The sequence below is a fragment of the Microcoleus vaginatus HSN003 genome, from assembly GCF_022701255.1.
Classification (GTDB): Bacteria; Cyanobacteriota; Cyanobacteriia; order Cyanobacteriales; family Microcoleaceae; genus Microcoleus; species Microcoleus vaginatus_B.
In genome coordinates this window covers 3,432,280-3,448,437 of the sequence record NZ_CP031705.1, presented here as the reverse complement: position 1 = coordinate 3,448,437, position 16,158 = coordinate 3,432,280, and the positions used below count along the sequence as shown (strand labels likewise).

The 16,158-nt window shown below is 45.4% G+C and carries 16 protein-coding genes; 8 read left to right on the top strand and 8 right to left on the bottom strand.

Going from position 1 to position 16,158, the window contains the following annotated elements; all coding sequences use genetic code 11:
* Positions 1-50: 50 nt before the first annotated feature.
* Positions 51-326 carry a hypothetical protein gene (locus tag D0A37_RS14940; protein WP_242725547.1) on the bottom strand — a complete coding sequence of 92 codons (276 nt, stop codon included), beginning with the start codon at positions 324-326 and terminating at the stop codon, positions 51-53.
* Between the two features lie 160 nt (positions 327-486).
* Here D0A37_RS14940 and D0A37_RS14935 point away from each other — a divergent pair, with 160 nt between their 5' ends.
* The 4 genes from D0A37_RS14935 (at position 487) to D0A37_RS14920 (ending at position 3,506) form a co-directional block, all read left to right on the top strand.
* Complete coding sequence (locus tag D0A37_RS14935) at positions 487-1,125, top strand: peroxiredoxin (RefSeq protein WP_006632618.1); 639 nt, start codon at positions 487-489, stop codon at positions 1,123-1,125.
* Positions 1,126-1,320: 195 nt separating this feature from the next.
* Positions 1,321-1,905, top strand: a complete 585-nt coding sequence (locus tag D0A37_RS14930; RefSeq protein ID WP_242715476.1) for a Uma2 family endonuclease — start codon at positions 1,321-1,323, stop codon at positions 1,903-1,905.
* Positions 1,906-1,970: 65 nt separating this feature from the next.
* A complete protein-coding gene (locus D0A37_RS14925; RefSeq protein WP_242715474.1) occupies positions 1,971-2,945 on the top strand; it encodes a cysteine synthase A in 975 nt (324 codons plus the stop codon).
* 261 nt (positions 2,946-3,206) lie between these two features.
* The gene (locus tag D0A37_RS14920; RefSeq protein ID WP_242715472.1) at positions 3,207-3,506 is read left to right on the top strand and encodes a (2Fe-2S) ferredoxin domain-containing protein; all 300 of its coding nucleotides are present in this window, start codon (positions 3,207-3,209) and stop codon (positions 3,504-3,506) included.
* A 14-nt stretch (positions 3,507-3,520) separates the two neighbouring features.
* Here the strand turns inward: D0A37_RS14920 and D0A37_RS14915 are convergent, their stop codons facing one another.
* The 7 genes from D0A37_RS14915 to D0A37_RS14885 form a co-directional block, all read right to left on the bottom strand.
* A complete protein-coding gene (locus tag D0A37_RS14915; protein ID WP_242715470.1) occupies positions 3,521-4,750 on the bottom strand; it encodes a hypothetical protein in 1,230 nt (409 codons plus the stop codon).
* A gap of 171 nt (positions 4,751-4,921) precedes the next feature.
* A complete protein-coding gene (locus tag D0A37_RS14910) occupies positions 4,922-5,332 on the bottom strand; it encodes an HNH endonuclease (RefSeq protein ID WP_445242401.1) in 411 nt (136 codons plus the stop codon).
* Positions 5,333-5,484: 152 nt separating this feature from the next.
* Positions 5,485-6,108, bottom strand: coding sequence for a cytochrome c oxidase subunit 3 (locus D0A37_RS14905; RefSeq protein WP_242715468.1), 624 nt, complete (start codon positions 6,106-6,108; stop codon positions 5,485-5,487).
* 136 nt (positions 6,109-6,244) lie between these two features.
* Entirely contained in the window at positions 6,245-8,050 is a 1,806-nt protein-coding gene (gene ctaD / locus D0A37_RS14900; RefSeq protein WP_242715466.1) for a cytochrome c oxidase subunit I, read from the bottom strand.
* Between the two features lie 78 nt (positions 8,051-8,128).
* Entirely contained in the window at positions 8,129-9,130 is a 1,002-nt protein-coding gene (locus D0A37_RS14895; RefSeq protein WP_242715465.1) for a cytochrome c oxidase subunit II, read from the bottom strand.
* Positions 9,131-9,351: 221 nt separating this feature from the next.
* Positions 9,352-10,110, bottom strand: coding sequence for a class I SAM-dependent methyltransferase (locus D0A37_RS14890; protein WP_242715463.1), 759 nt, complete (start codon positions 10,108-10,110; stop codon positions 9,352-9,354).
* Between the two features lie 104 nt (positions 10,111-10,214).
* Complete coding sequence (locus D0A37_RS14885) at positions 10,215-11,231, bottom strand: S66 peptidase family protein (RefSeq protein WP_242715461.1); 1,017 nt, start codon at positions 11,229-11,231, stop codon at positions 10,215-10,217.
* A 73-nt stretch (positions 11,232-11,304) separates the two neighbouring features.
* Between D0A37_RS14885 and D0A37_RS14880 the strand changes: the two genes are divergently transcribed.
* The 4 genes from D0A37_RS14880 to D0A37_RS14865 all read left to right on the top strand — a co-directional run bounded on the left by D0A37_RS14880 (position 11,305) and on the right by D0A37_RS14865 (position 15,957).
* Positions 11,305-12,738 carry a carotenoid oxygenase family protein gene (locus tag D0A37_RS14880; protein ID WP_242715459.1) on the top strand — a complete coding sequence of 478 codons (1,434 nt, stop codon included), beginning with the start codon at positions 11,305-11,307 and terminating at the stop codon, positions 12,736-12,738.
* A gap of 779 nt (positions 12,739-13,517) precedes the next feature.
* Complete coding sequence (locus D0A37_RS14875; protein ID WP_006632630.1) at positions 13,518-14,339, top strand: SDR family NAD(P)-dependent oxidoreductase; 822 nt, start codon at positions 13,518-13,520, stop codon at positions 14,337-14,339.
* Between the two features lie 548 nt (positions 14,340-14,887).
* Positions 14,888-15,385, top strand: coding sequence for a helix-turn-helix domain-containing protein (locus tag D0A37_RS14870; RefSeq protein ID WP_242715458.1), 498 nt, complete (start codon positions 14,888-14,890; stop codon positions 15,383-15,385).
* Positions 15,382-15,957, top strand: coding sequence for an IS630 family transposase (locus D0A37_RS14865; RefSeq protein WP_242715457.1), 576 nt, complete (start codon positions 15,382-15,384; stop codon positions 15,955-15,957). Before D0A37_RS14870 ends, D0A37_RS14865 begins: the two co-directional genes overlap by 4 nt.
* The last annotated feature ends 201 nt before the right edge of the window (positions 15,958-16,158 follow it).

The window sequence follows — 16,158 nt, the reverse complement described above, 5'->3', positions numbered from 1 at the left end:
TCTAAAGAGCGAGAGATGTTAAGAAATATGTAAAGCAGCGGTCGGATTTTTCAACCGTAAATTCCCGAATGCGATCGATAATCAGGACAGTCGATCGCATCTTCAGATAAAGCTATAGTAGGCTGAACGGGACACTTGAGGTGGTAGTCGCGGGTGAAAAATACGCAGTTAGCACAAGGGATTTGGTGCATCCGCTGAGCTCGACGCAGGGAGTCGGTGACAGTACGCCCGACACTCAAAAAAAGCAAAAAAACTAGACCCCAGGCGGACACAAAACACAGCGGGACTAAAACAGGCTGTATTGCCTTCAGCAGAAAGTAAAGCATAGCAAGAAAATTTAGCGGTATAAGCCACACATACATTACAGTAGTGGAATTGCCGATCGATCGACCAAAAAGTTTAGAATCCTTTACAGCTCGATCGAGAAACCGGGCAATTATGGCATGATAAGGAACAGTCCTTAAATAAAATTAGAGGAAATCAGTTATGACTCTGCGATTAGGCGATACAGTTCCCAACTTTACCCAAGCTTCGTCTGAAGGCGAAATCAATTTCTACGACTGGGCTGGGGATAGCTGGGTCGTGTTGTTTTCTCACCCGAAAGACTATACTCCAGTTTGCACCACAGAACTCGGTGCAGTGGCCCGTCTAAAGTCTGAATTTGAAAAGCGGGGCGTCAAAACCATTGCCCTCAGCGTCGATGATGTGGATTCTCACATGGGCTGGATTAAAGATATTGAGGAAACTCAAAACGTCACCCTCAATTATCCGATTTTAGCAGATGGCGATCGTAAAGTCTCCGACATTTACGACATGATCCATCCCAACTCGCTGAACAACTTAACAATCCGCACAGTTTTTGTGATTGACCCGGAAAAGAAATTGCGTTTGAGCATTACTTATCCGGCGAGCACTGGTCGGAATTTTAATGAAATTTTGCGAGTAATTGATTCCTTGCAACTTACCGATAAATACAGCGTTGCGACTCCGGTTGATTGGAAAGACGGCGACGATTGCGTAATCGTACCTTCGATTACCGACCCGAAAGAGTTGGAAGAGAAATTTCCTAAAGGTTATACGCCGATTAAGCCTTATTTGCGGATGACTCCTCAGCCGAATAAATAGGTTTAACATTCCTGGACGCAGAACCTAATTATGTAAGGTGTGCAGTGCACACCTTACCTCTATAATTCGCGCGTCAAACCCGCTTGTAGTTAGGACTTGAGTCCTTAATCCTGATTTTTGAGGACTAAAGTCCTCACTACAAACACAGAAATTGTGCAATCTTGTTTAAACACTTTAGATTTGAGGAAAGGCAAAATGCTGTCATCAACAATTGTGTTGCGAATACCGCCCAAATTGCAAATGACAGACGACGAGTTTTTCGAGTTCTGTCAAATCAATAGTGAATTACGCATTGAACGCAACAAATCGGGAGAATTGCTAATTATGCCTCCTACTGGTTCGGAGACGGGAAACCGAGAAGGTAATATATTTGGGCCGCTGTGGGTTTGGGCAGAACAAAATGGTACTGGTTTAGCGTTTACTTCGAGTACAGGATTTACTCTGTCAACCGGTGCAGAAAAGTCGCCGGATGCTGCTTGGATAAAATTGGAAAGATGGAATGCTTTGTCACCAGAACAAAAGCAAAAATTTGCCCCGCTTTGCCCGGATTTTGTAGTAGAACTGAGGTCTGCTTCTGATAATCTCAAGCCATTGCAAGAAAAAATGCAAGAATATATGAGAGAACCAGGAGTGCAGTTAGGCTGGCTTATAGACCGCAAAAATCGCAGAGTTTACATCTATCGTCCCGGTTCGCCAGAGGAATGTTTGGAGAATCCCGCGACAGTCAGCGGCGACCCCGTTTTGCCGGGATTTGTACTCAATATGAGCAAAATTTGGTAGAACTGCTAGCAATAAATATCAACTTATTGTAAAAATTAATAATAGGATGCAAACACGCAAAACATATGGATATTAAAAACGGCTTTGTAGGCACAATCGGCAACACACCACTAATTCGCTTAAACAGCTTCAGCGATGAAACTGGCTGCGAAATTCTCGGCAAAGCAGAGTTTCTAAATCCAGGCGGTTCCGTTAAAGATAGGGCCGCTTTATACATCATCAAAGACGCAGAAGAAAAAGGCTTGCTAAAACCGGGCGGCACCGTTGTTGAAGGCACTGCCGGCAATACAGGCATCGGTTTGGCCCACATTTGCAACGCTAAAGGTTACAAATGTTTGATCGTGATTCCCGATAACCAATCTCAAGAAAAAATCGATGCTTTGAAAACCTTGGGCGCTGAAGTTAGGACTGTTCCCGCTGTTCCTTACAAAGACCCGAATAATTATGTCAAATTGTCGGGAAGATTGGCTTCGGAAATGGAGAATGCAGTCTGGGCAAATCAGTTTGACAATTTAGCCAACCGCCGAGCTCATTACGAGACGACTGGCCCGGAAATTTGGGAACAAACAAACGGCAAAATTGATGCTTGGGTAACAGCTACTGGTACTGGCGGCACTTTTGCTGGCGTAGGAATGTTTTTGAAAGAAAAAAATTCTGCTGTTAGAATTGTCTTGGCAGACCCAATGGGCAGCGGGCTTTACAGTTATTTCAAAACTGGGGAAATTAAGACTGAAGGCAGTTCGATTACTGAGGGAATTGGCACCACTCGCGTCACTGCAAATATGGAGAATGCCCCGGTAGACGACGCTATTCAAATTGACGATACTGAAGCTGTCCGGGTGATTTACCAACTGTTGAGGAAAGAAGGGCTGTTTATGGGCGGTTCTGTGGGGATTAATGTGGCGGCGGCTGTGGCTTTAGCGAAGCAAATGGGGCCTGGACATACGATTGTTACGGTACTCTGCGACGGCGGGGCTCGGTATCAGTCGCGTTTGTTCGATCGACAATGGTTGGCTTCCAAAGGTTTGTCACCAGATTAATCGTAGGCTGCGTTGAAGTCTTAAGCTGTCCCGCATCTAAATTGTATTTTTCGGGCGGGCGGGACACCCCACAATAATTTTATCTAAATCTACTCGTTACCACGATTTCCCTCTAATTTTCCTCTGCAAGCAAGGCTCTTTCTCTGGACATCTTTTCTCCGCCTCTGCCTGGGAACCAGTTAAAATTCGAGTATATATGCGCGCACCTATTCCCATGATAAAAAAATAGCATATATGTAGCAGAATGTCAAGTAAAAAAACATGAAAATGATCGAATCTTCTAGGCAAGTTCTTGTTTGTCAAAACCGCACTTGTCGCAAGCAAAATTCAGCAAAGGTACTAGCAGCTTTTGAGAAATTTTCACCCTCAGAAGTTGAAGTTGTTGCTAGCAGTTGTTTGGGACAGTGTGGCAACGGGCCGATGGTGTTAGTGCTGCCAGAAGAGGTTTGGTACAATGCGGTTTGCCCTGAAGAAGTTGCGGCAATAACTGAGCAACATTTGCGGGGAGGAAAGCCGGTAGAGAAGATGCTTTACCGCAAGTTTCACCGACTTTCTAATTAGTCGATCGCCCGCGTTTAAAATTCTTCCGCAAACAACCGGCGGAGAATTTCGGTGACTTCGGCGCAAAATCTGGCGTCGAGTTCGATCGCCAAGCGATCGACACTGGAACCGCCTACAGGTTTTTCGGCCCGCAAAGTCATGGCTAAAGTTCTGAGTTTTGCCGGCTTTCCCGCCGCCTTCGGCCGCTCGTCAACAAACCGCACTAAAGCCACATAAACTGTTTCTAGGGTTCCCCTGATCGAGCTCAGTCCGTAACCCAATTTTGAGATAATTACTGGAGAAGTGATAAGGCTCTCCATCCCCAAAGTTTTAATTGCTACGTCCACATATCGAGCGCTGTCATGTCCCATTGCTCTGACAATGCTTTCTAGGCTGTTCCACTGAGATCCTTTCATGCGCGATCGCTGTTCGATGTGGAAGTGCCATCCTAACATGGAAATTAGCCTGGTCAAGTCATAAGCAGATACGGAATTTTTTTGTTTGGTGCTGTTTAATGGGGCACTTAGCAGCACTTGTTTTTTGCTGAGATCGAATATTTTTGGGTTGTTGTGATAAGGATTTTCGCCGTAATCGCCACGAAAAATTAGGTTGTTATTGCCAGTAGCGCTCTTGAGCCATTGCTCTAGTCCTATGCGAGTATCGAAGCGTTTGAACATCGCGGCTAAGGAGTTTGAACTTGCTATATTTGAGGCATAGCTAATCATGTCTTTTGCTAAATCGTAAAAGTAAAAATCGTGTCTTAGCCCGTTGCCATCTCTAACAACGCAGTTGTCAATGTCGCAGTCGGGATATTTGCTATTTACTTGACTGACGATATTAAGGAGCGGGATAATTTTAGTAGCACTCCACTGCTCAGCATTGGTAAGTGCGTTTTTCCCCAGCCACTGCGCCTGAATTTTGCCGTCTACAAAAGTACCAATGCAAACGCAGGCTTCCTTAATCTCTGCGTGCAAAAAGTTTAAAGCTTGAGAGTTAATTTGAGGTACTTCTCCCAGGCTGGGAAACGGGGTAAGTTTGAGGGGATTATTGGGGCCGGGAATAGAGCTAATTACTTTTAAGCCGTCGGGTTTCTGTTTGAGATAATCGGGATAGTTTTTAATTTCTTGTTGGTAAGGAGATTTTTCAATACCCCGGTCTAAAAAGGCTAGTTTGTTTATGTTAGCTTTGGCATCTATTTCCATTTGGAGGTAGTTTTTGTAGATGCGCGCTCGGTCTTTTGCGAGTTCGAGGGAGGTGAGGTTCATGATAATTTTTGGCAGCTTGTTACGAATAAGTAAAATACTATACTAGGATTTACGCAAACAAACCGGGTTTCTCTGTAAAATTTTGGTTTAGGAAAGGAAAATTTTATGAATAAACCGGGTTTCAGACAGTAACTGCCTCCAGGACTATATCTCTGAGTTCGGGCTCTGCAATCAAGTTTTTTTGCCGCGTACTTGAATGCGTTTGTCGGTTTTTTGTTTCTTAATCCAAGAGACAAATTTCTGGAGTTCAGGGTCATTTTTGAGCTTTTCCAGGGTGTTGAGCTCTTGGGCGAGGTGTTTGTTGTCAAATAGAGAGTGAATCTGGCGGTGACAAGCGGAGCAAATGTCGATTGTGGGGCTGGGATCTTCGTTTTTCCGCTTGGTGTTTTGTTTCGGGATGAGGTGATGGGCGGTTAATGCTTCCATTTGTCGATCGCACAATTCGCACTGCATAATTTTCTCAATGCTGCTGGATAGGAGAATTGCTACTTTTAGTTTAGCGCGATCGGCTGTGATATCATTTCCGGTTACACCGGAATGATGTTGACTGTTGACGGTTGACTGTTCACTGTCAACAGTCAACCGTCAACCGTGAACTCGAATTTACTATTCCGATGCTAACGGATTGGATATGAGGAGGTGAATGAAAGGCGATCTCACTCTCCAAACAATAAAAAACCCCCAGTTGGGGGTCATATAAATCTCTTGTGGCAGAGGTCGAAAAGCCTCTGGGATCACAAAATATACAGCAGCAAAAACAAAACAATCCAAATCACATCCACAAAGTGCCAGTAAATCTCAGTCGCTTCGATTCCAAAGTGGTGCTCGCTAGAATAGTGACCTTGCGAGCGCGATCGCCACACGACAGCGACCATCAGCAGCACTCCCAACGTAACGTGCAAGCCGTGAAAAGCAGTCAAAACGTAAAAGCAACTGGCATACAAATTCGTCGTCAAACCAAACTCTAAATGAGTGTATTCGTAAACTTGACCGAACAAGAAAACTGCGCCCATAGCAATAGTTACGAGCAGCCAGTTCCGCATTCCGGCGGCATCATTCTTTTTGATTGCAGTATCTGCATTGTGAATCACAAAACTGCTAGCAATCAGAATTACCGTATTGATTCCCGGCAGCAATAACTCTCGCGCCGGCGTACCTTCAGGAGGCCACACGGGGGCCATCGCCCGATAAATCAAATACGCGGCAAACATACCCAAAAATATCATGCCTTCAGCGCACAGGAACACAATTACGCCTAACATTCTGTGGTCGGGATGCTCGACACCGTGTGCTTCTACTTCGCCCTCGTGGTGGTAATTTAGGGCTGTTTTTGTCGGATCGATCGCTGGAATTTGCATAAGAAATTGGTAATGAAGAAGTCAGTTGTCAGTTGTCAGTTGTCATTTGGTAGTGGGCAGTTGGCATTAGTCATCAGTCATTAGTTAACAGTCAACAGTCAACAATGCCCAATGACTAATGACTGATGACTAATAACTACTCACCATCTTGACTTTCATCAGCAGGAGCATCAACATCTATCTCTGATTCAGGAGCGACCAAAGTTGCAGTACGGCCCAAGAAAGTTGAAGCTTGAGCCTCCGCAATAGGAATACCTGTTTTCTGGGCGTTGCGGGTGGCATTTTCCCTCAGTTTGAGCCTGAGACGTTCCCCGGTATTCTGAATTTTTTCCATGCCGTAATCGTAAGGCCCCGTTGCCAATACCGGCACTCCTTCAAAATTTTCGATCGGGGGTGGCGAAGTCGTCATCCATTCCAAACTCAAAGCTTGCCAAGGATTGTCGCCTGCTTTCGGCCCGTACCTCCAGCTCCAAATCACATTAATGATAAACGGGATTGTAGACACTGCCAGCATATAAGCACCGACAGTACAAATGACATTAATTGTGGTAAATTTCGGGTCGTACATTGCCACCCGCCGGGGCATTCCTTGCATCCCCAAAGCGTGCATCGGCAGGAAAGTTACAGTAAAGCCAACATAAGTTAAAACAAAGTGAACTCTACCCCAAAATTCATTAATCATCCGCCCCGTCATTTTGGGGAACCAGTGGTAAAAAGCAGCGTAAATTCCAAACACTGAGCCGCCAAACAGCACGTAGTGGAGGTGAGCGACGACAAAATAAGTGTCGTGAACGTGAATGTCGAAAGGTACGGAAGCTACCATGATCCCGGTGATGCCACCGAGCACAAATGTTGAGATAAAACCCATCCCAAATAGCATGGCGCTGACAAGCCGGAGTTTTCCTCCCCAAATAGTTGCCAACCAGCTAAATATTTTAATCCCTGTGGGTACGGCGATGATCATAGTGGTGATCATAAAAAACATCCGCAGCCAGCCGGGAGTACCGCTGGTAAACATATGGTGCGCCCACACGATCAAGCCTAAAAAGCTGATAGCGAGACTCGAATATGCGATCGCCAAATAACCAAAAATTGGCTTGCGCGAATGCACCGGCAAAACTTCTGAAATCACCCCGAAAAAGGGCATAATCATAATGTAAACTGCCGGGTGCGAATAAAACCAGAATAAATGCTGGTAGACGATGGGATCGCCGTTGCCGCTCGGGTTAAAAAATGCCGTCCCCGCTAACAAGTCAAACGACAGCAAAATCAAAGCTGCGGCTAACACTGGAGTAGCAATCAAAGTGAGCGCTGAAGTCGCAATCATCGCCCAGCAAAACAAAGGCATATCATTGAGACCCATGCTCGGAACCCGCATGGTAAAGATGGTAACGGCAAAATTCACCGCCCCCAAAATCGAAGAAGTTCCCAGAATCAAAACGCTGAGAATCCAAATTTCTTCCCCCGCTTGAGCAGTAACTAAGCTCAAAGGCGGGTAAGAAGTCCAACCCGCTTGTGGGGCTCCTACCAAAAAACTGCTCAACAGCAACAGGCCGCCTACGGGAATTAGCCAAAAGGCGATCGCATTCAGCCTGGGAAATGCCATGTCTTTTGCCCCAATCATTAAGGGGATCAAAAAGTTAGCAAATCCGGCTCCGGCGGGTACGATCCACAGGAAGATCATCACCGTAGCGTGAACAGTAAATAAACTGTTGTAGAGTTCGGGGGGGACAAAATCGGAGTCGGGGGTGGCGAGTTCTGTTCGCACCAAAGTTGCCATCACGCCGCCGATTAGATAGAAAATAAATGTTGTGACTAGGTATTGAATACCGATGACTTTGTGATCGGTATTAAAAGTGAAATAGTCGCGCCAATGTCTATCGGCGGGCGCTGTTCCGCGAGCCTCAGTGTTTGCACTTTCTTGGAACTGTGCTTGTGTCATAGTTATTAGTCATTAGTTATTAGTCATTAGTTATTAGCTCAGGATAAAATATCCAGTGCCAGGAACTAATGACTATTTTTAGTGATGAGTTGGGTGAAGTTGTTCTAGGGTTTCGGAATTAATTTTTATTTCCCTGACGTAGGGAGCCAAAAATTCTCCGTCAGACAATTCCCCAGGATTGACTGCAACTGCTTGCTCTAAGTTTTGACTGCTAGCAACTTGCTGGCTTTGCAGCCAAGTGTCGAATTCTTCTGGCGTGTGAACGACTGCTAAAGCTTTCATCGCTCCGTGATAAGCGCCGCACAATTCAGCACAAACAACCCGGTATTCGCCGGTTTTAGTTGGTGTAAATCTCAGTTCGCTCGGCCGCCCGGGAATTGCATCTTGTTTGAGGCGAAATTCCGGCAGCCAAAATGCGTGCAGCACGTCTTGAGCTGAAATATTTAGCTGTACGTCGCGGTTGGCTGGCATATGCAGTTCACCGGAGCTAACGCCGCTTTCTGGATAGCTAAAAATCCAGGCGTACTGCAAACCCATGACATTGACAACTAAGTCTGCTGGTGTGTCTTCATTTTCAGGGGAAGCGCCTACGCCTAAAGCAACGAGTTTTTGAGACGGAATTTGAGGGGCGTTTTGGGGTGTATCTGAGAGTGTGGCTGCGATCGCACTTCCCCGCATTTTAGAGTGCGCTTGCATGGTGCCGTGGTCATGATTGCCCATCGGATCGAGGCCTCCCATTGAGTTGTAAATCTCAAAACTGTAGACTCCGATTCCTAAAATAATCACCGCCGGCACGGCTGTCCAAAGAATTTCTAAGGGAAAGTTGTCATGCCAAGGCGGCCCGTCTGTGTTGTCTCCTGGACGGCGGCGATATTTAATTGCAGCAAAGACTAGCACTCCCTGGACCATGATAAATAATCCAGTGGAAATGGTCATCATTGTATTGAAAAGTGCGTCTATGTCGGATGCTTCGTCAGAGGCGGCGATCGGCATCAAACCGTGATTCTGCCCGTACCAGAGACTGATCAGAGTCACTACGATGCCGGCGAGCATGGTGAGGATGGAACTTGGAATGTTCACGCTGGTACTTCTTAATAGCGACACTTCTTCGCTTGAAAAATGAAGGAAGCGCCTCTGGGTTATCAATTTTTAATTGTAAATGGTATTTTTAGTAAAATGTCTATCTTAAGGGTTACTTAAGGCTTAGTATGTTTGACCGATCGCCCGCGCGACTCAAAAATACGTCTTTTGTACCTTGACAAAAATGAGTAAAAATGGTAAACAATCGCTCTGTTTGGCTGCTAAATTTGAGATGGTTTCTCAAACACCATCAAATGCTGCTGGGGTAACATATCTTTTGTCTCTTTCCATACTAAACCGACGGCGGCCATTTCTTTTTTCACCTGCTTCTGCGTCATTTTGTGCAAACCTTTAATGGGAATCAGCGGATTTTCGCCCCGATACTCGATCGATACCGTACGGCCTCCCGGTTTGAGTGCTTTCACAATTCCTTGCATCATTTCTCTGGGATATGCAAATTCGTGATAAGCATCGACCATCAAAACTAAATCTACGCTATTTTCCGGCAAATTCGGATTGTCGATACTTCCCAAAACTGGCTCAACGTTAGCGATATTGTTTTCTTGTTTATTCAATTTAATAAAATTAATCATTTCCGGCTGCACGTCAACAGCCAAAACCTTTCCTTGTGGAACTAAGGGAGCGAGGCGAAAGCTAAAATATCCCGTTCCCGCTCCAATGTCTGCTACAACATCGGTTGGTTTTAAATCGAGATTGTTCACTAAGCGAGCTGATTTTTCTTCCATGCCGCGAGACGGTCTTTCCAGCCAACTAGCGCCTTGATATCCCATGACTTGGGCAATTTCTCGACCCATGTAAAATTTGCCTATTCCGTCGGGATTGTGGACTGTTCGCTGCTGATAAACTGGGTCGCTGTTAGCGGTTTTACTTGCTGCTGCACAGGCATTGAGCGGCAACAGGCAAAGAATTGTCAAGATTATTACTGTTAAGGGTTTAATTAATTGTGCGGTTTTTTTCACGATATTTCTGATTTTGTGTTTAAATTTATTTCTCGTTCCCTGGCTCTGCCTGGGAACGCAGATCCGGAGGCTCTGCCTCGGTAATATCCAGAAGAGTTTAAGATTTAGCTGACAGCGGATTCTAATAATCTGATTGTACCAGAGTCAGCATCGATTTCGACTTCTTGACCGATCGGCAAAGTGAACTGCTCCCGGATGTGTCCCACCATTGAACCGTACCACGCGGGAATCTTCAAAGGGCGAATGTGGTCGGACAAGACTTGAGGTAAGGTTAGAGACTCTTGCGGTTTTTCAGCTTCGCACTTGGTACACTGTCCGAAAATAAAACCGGATATTTTATCGAGAATGCCCGCTAATTTGAGCTGCGTCAACATTCTATCGATGCGATAAACTTCTTCGCCAACTTCCTCAACAAACAAAATACTATTTTCCCACTGCGGTAAATATACAGAACCCACCATTGCTGCGATTACTGATAAATTGCCGCCGATTAGTTTTCCCCTAGCTGTGCCCCGCCCGATTGTTTGAACTTGCACGTTTTTGGAGTTTTCCATCGTCACAGCACCTCCGTCAAACAAAACTTTTTTGACGTAATTTACTGTAAAGGGACTCCAAGTTGAGGCACCTAAAGGGCCGTGAAAAGTAACTCTATTAGTTTTAGCATAAATCGCCAATAACAGCGCAGTAATATCGCTAAATCCCATAATAATTTTGGGATTGTTGCCGATAATATGGTAATCCAGGAGCGGCAATATCCGAGCACAGCCCCAGCCGCCCATCCCAGTAAAAATAGCTCGCACTGAGTCATCGGCAAAGGCTGCGTTGACATCGGCGGCGCGATCGGCATCCTTGCCTGCTAAATAGCCGTAGCGGTCGTAAAAATGCTCTCCCAATTTAACTTTTAAACCCAACTTTTCCATAACTTTAAAAAATGGCTGCACTTCTTTTTCGTAGTTGAAAGCGGCAGGATTGATTAAAGCTACTGTATCGCCAACTTGCAGGCGGCGCGGCTTAACGATCGGACTTTTGGGAGATAAATTGGTTTGGGCGATAGGCAAAAGCTGAGTACCAATAGCAGTCAGCCCAAAAGTTGTGAGCAGAGTACGGCGGCGGAGAGTCATAGCTGTTAGGTAATTTTTGCTATAATTGTATAGGAAAATTTCTGCAATATCAGTTGAAAATTGCCAGTTTTAAATGAAAACCGACACTAAAATCTCAGCTAAAAAATCCTGGGCTCAAGCTTTAGCCCGTCCGGCTGCGGAATTTCCGCTGACTCAGTTATCCGTTAAAAGCGGTAAAATTCCCGCAGGATTTCGCGGCACTCTCTACCGTAACGGGCCCGCACGTTTGGAACGCGGTGGCATGAATGCGGGACACTGGTTTGATGGCGATGGTGCAATTTTGGCAGTACATTTTACCGAGGTCGGTGCTGCTGCTGTTTATCGCTACGTGCAGACAGCCGGATATCAAGCTGAGGAAAAAGCTGATAAATTTCTCTACAGTAATTATGGCATGACAGCACCGGGCCCGGTGTGGTTGCGGTGGACTAAATCTGTTAAAAATGCTGCCAATACTTCAGTTTTAGCTTTGCCCGATCGCCTTTTAGCTTTGTGGGAAGGCGGCTTGCCTCACAGCCTCGATTTGCAAACTCTGGAAACTCAGGGAACGGACGATTTAGGAAGTTTAGAGAGTGGATCTTCTTATTCTGCTCACTGCAAGCGTGACCCGATTACTGGCAATATTTTTAACTTTGGGATTACACATGGTGCGAGTACAAAGTTGAATCTGTATAAAAGCGATCCTACAGGCCAAATTGTGCAACAAGGAACTGTGGGGTTAGATGGAACTCCCCTGCTCCACGATTTTGTTTTTGCTGGAAAGTATCTAATATTTTTTGTGCCGCCGGTGCGACTCAAATTATTGCCAGTATTAGCTGGAATTAGCAGTTTCGGCGACTCTTTTGAATGGAAACCGGAGTTAGGGACGCAGATATTAGTTATTGACTCGGAAACTCTATCTTTAGTTAGTCGCGGCGAAACCGAACCTTGGTATCAGTGGCATTTTGCTAACGGTTTTGTGAAGGAAGATGGTTCGGTGGCGGTTGATTTTGTGCGCTTCGCTGACTTTCAAACTAATCAGCGGCTGAAAGAAGTAGCGACAGGTGAAACTCGCACCGATGCGGAGGGGACTCTGTGGCGGCTGCATCTCAATCCTCAGACGGCGAAAGTGACAGCAGCCGAAGAATTGCTGGATCAACCTTGCGAATTTCCGATGGTACCTGCTTCCGAAATAGGGCAAGACTCACGATATATTTATCTGGCAATGTATCGGCCTGACGTTGATATTGTACCGGAACGTTTCGGCGCGATCGCCCGTTTGGACACGCAAAGCCACAATCTCACAATTGCCGACTTGGGCGAAAATCGCTATCCCACAGAGCCCATCTACGTTCCAGATATTTCCTCGGAAAAAGGTTGGATAGTAACAGTTATTTATGACGGCAATTCTGATAGCAGCGAAGTCTGGATATTTGACAGCGACGGACTTTCCCGCGAACCTGTTTGCAAGCTAGAATTGCCCGGTGTCATACCTTTGGGCTTTCACGGCACTTGGAAATCGGCAGTCTGAGAAAATTGTAAAGAAGTGTTGCGGAAGATTTATTAAAAATTGTTGCCGCTTCTCTGTCAAGTTGTTAAGGTGTGTGTAGATAGGAAATTCTCATATCTAGGAGGTGTGGAATTGATAATCTGCATTGCTCAATTATCCTGTGCAAATTCGCACGAATCCCCGGCGATTTTAAGTCGCGGTTGCACAGGATATAGTCTGCCTCTGCGGACTAAAAAAAGAGGGGTAATTAAGCCCTGGCCAATAACCAATCCCGGCGAATATTCCCGGCGAATGAATTCGTGGCTACACAGGCAAAGTCCGCCTCCACGGACTGAAGAAAACCAATCCCCGGCGAATTTATTCGCGGCTACACAGGCAAAGTCCGCGAAGGCGGACTGAAGAAAACCAATCCCGGCGAGTTTATTCGCGGCTACACAGGCAAAGTCCGCCTCCGCGAACTGAAGAAAAAGCGGTAATAAAGCCCGCTTGGTCATGATTTCCGACTCGGTTTTCTCATCTCAGCTTTGTCTGCTGGAATGAGGTTAAAAGACCAGATATTTGACTGATTTCTGGCAAACCACAAGTTTAGTTCAACTCACGCGCACGTTAGCGATTCAAAAGTTTTTAGTTTTGAGTTAACCCCACAAGTAAATCAGGTCTATCGAAACCCGATAGCCTTTTCAACAATTATGAATTATGAGTTGTTACCGCCAAAACATTCAACTCATAACTAATAATTCACAACTCACAACTCATAACTCCGTGCCGCAGTGAGCATCTACCAAAAGGTTTAATCTATTATGCAACTTCAAGGAAAAACAGCTCTTGTTACAGGAGCTTCGCGCGGAATTGGGCGATCGATCGCCCTGGAATTAGCGAGACAAGGAGTCAAACGTTTGTTGATTGTGGCGCGCAACCGCAGGCAATTAATTGAACTGGCAGAGGAAATCGATCTTTTTGGCACAGAAGTAGTGCCGTTAGCTTTGGATTTAACTCAGTCAGTAGCGGTGAATATTGCGATCGCCCAAGCTTGGCGAGATAGCGGCCCGATTCACCTGCTAGTCAACTGTGCAGGCGTCGCCCACCAAGCATCTTTCTTGCGTTCCCCGCTGCCATTAATCGAGGAAGAAATCGCCTTAAATCTGCTCGGTACCTACACAATTACCCGCTTAGTAGCGAGGCGAATGGCGACTCAAAAAGAGGGAACCATCGTCAATGTTTCGAGCTTAATGGGAAAAATTGCTGCGCCCACAATGGCGACTTATTCTGCAACCAAATTTGCGATTTTGGGATTCACCCAAGCTTTACGCAGCGAGTTAACTCAGTACAATGTTCGAGTCACAGCTTTGCTGCCATCTCTAACAGATACCGACATGGTGCGAGACTTGGAACAATTTCGCTGGGTAGTGCCCACAACTCCCGAAAAAGTTGCCCTAGCACTTGTCGCGGGATTGCACAAAGATGCGCCGGAAATCTTGGTAGGATACCAAAGTCATCTAGCAGTTTGGTGTCACCGAATTGCGCCTTGGTTGCTGGATTTTGTGTTGCGGATGGCAACTCCCGAACTTCGGGATAAATCGCGCGGCCGCAAATTGCGGGAGGCTTTAGCTAGCGGGCGATAAACTTTTTTATGGGCGGGCAAGATGCCCACCCCACAAGAAAACTCATTCTTTTGTGGAACGGGCAATATGCCCGTTCCGGGCTCTTCGGCCATTGGTGTCAACTTAAGCTGTCAGCCCGCCCACCCGTTAGTCCGCCAGTCCGCCAGGGGTTGAAACCCCTGTCTAATAGCTAAAGTCCTCTGAAGAGGACTGAGAAGAAGAATTTTTGACGTTGCTGATTCACGGTAGGAATCAACTTTTCGCTTGATGTTATAAAACTGACCATACTTGTTTTATAGCAATTGGGAAATCGGAATTCCTACCTGTATTCAGCAATGCCCAGCAACGCCGAATCTTTAAACTCCTTAGACCTCTTGCAAAAATAATTAGGACGGGCAAGATGCCCATCCCACAAGAAAAAATAACTCTTGTGGGATGGGCATCTTGCCCGTCCCATCAATTGATGAAAAGGATTTTTGCAAGAGGTCTATTATACCAATTTCCTAAAATAGTGCTACAGTTATTAGGTGTACCTTTGGTGAATTAGTACCCAAATATAAGGAAGAAAAATGTCAGGAGTTGTCAAGATTGAAATTAGGGAAACAGAAGAAGAACTGAAAGCTCTTCTGAGGAAAGAGAAAGATGCGACTCGCCACGAAAAACTGCAAGTCCTGTATTGGCTCAAGACCCAAACTGTAGAAACCGTATTATCGGCTGCTGTGCGGTTAGGAAAACATCGTACCACAATACAAAGATGGTTGTCTAGCTATCGAGCGGGGGGAATAGAAGAATTATTATTTCAGAAACCACGTTCGGGAAGACCAAGAATAATGAATCCCGAAACTATAGAGAGATTATCAAAGGAATTGCAAGAGCCAGAAGGATTCAGTAGCTACAAAGAAGTACATCAATGGTTGACAAGCTGCTGTGAAGTAAAAGTGGCATATCGGACAGTACATCAGTGGGCAAGATATCGGCTCAAAGGGAAATTTAAAGTGCCACGTCCCGTGAGCGAAAAACAGAAAAAAGGTGCAGTAGAAGAATTTAAAAAAAACTACCATCCTTGATAAAAGCCAGCCTGAGTCAAAGTGAGAGCTTTTTAAAGCAGTGGTCTAAAATTCGCTATTGGAGTCAAGACGAAAGTCGAATGGGGCTACATACAATTCAAAGAAGGAAATTAACTGGCCAAGGAATTAAGCCTCACGGAAAAGTGCAATGGGACTTTATATATCTGTGGTTATATGGAGTAGTAGAGCCTCAAACAGGAGCGGGATTCTTTTATGAATTTACGCATCTAGACACAGTGTGTTTTGAGAAGTTTTTAGAGCTATTTGCGGCTGCTTATCCTCTTGATTTGCATATCATCCAACTAGACAATGGAGGATTTCATAGTTCATTGAATCTAAATATACCAGAAAACGTGATTTTACTATTTCAGCCGGCCTATAGTCCGGAAGTAAATCCCATAGAAAGGCTGTGGGGGTATATCAAGGAACAATTGAAATGGTTGAGATTTGATGGCATAGAAGAATTGAGAGAGGCTCTGCAAAAAGAGTTAAAAAAGCTGACTAACGAAGTGATTGCTTCTTTGACTGGATATCCATTCATATTAAATGGGCTATCTGTAGCAAATATTTAGGAAATTGGTATTAGTCCTCTGAAGAGGACTTTAGCTATTAGACAGGGAATTCATTCCCTGTCGGACTGTCGGGCTATCGGACTATCGGGCTATCGGACTATCGGACTGTCGGACTGTCGGACTACCGATTTAACGTTAAGTTGACACCAATGGGCATTGCCGTGTCCCTACAAGGGCTATGTACTTACTTACCAGCAAAAG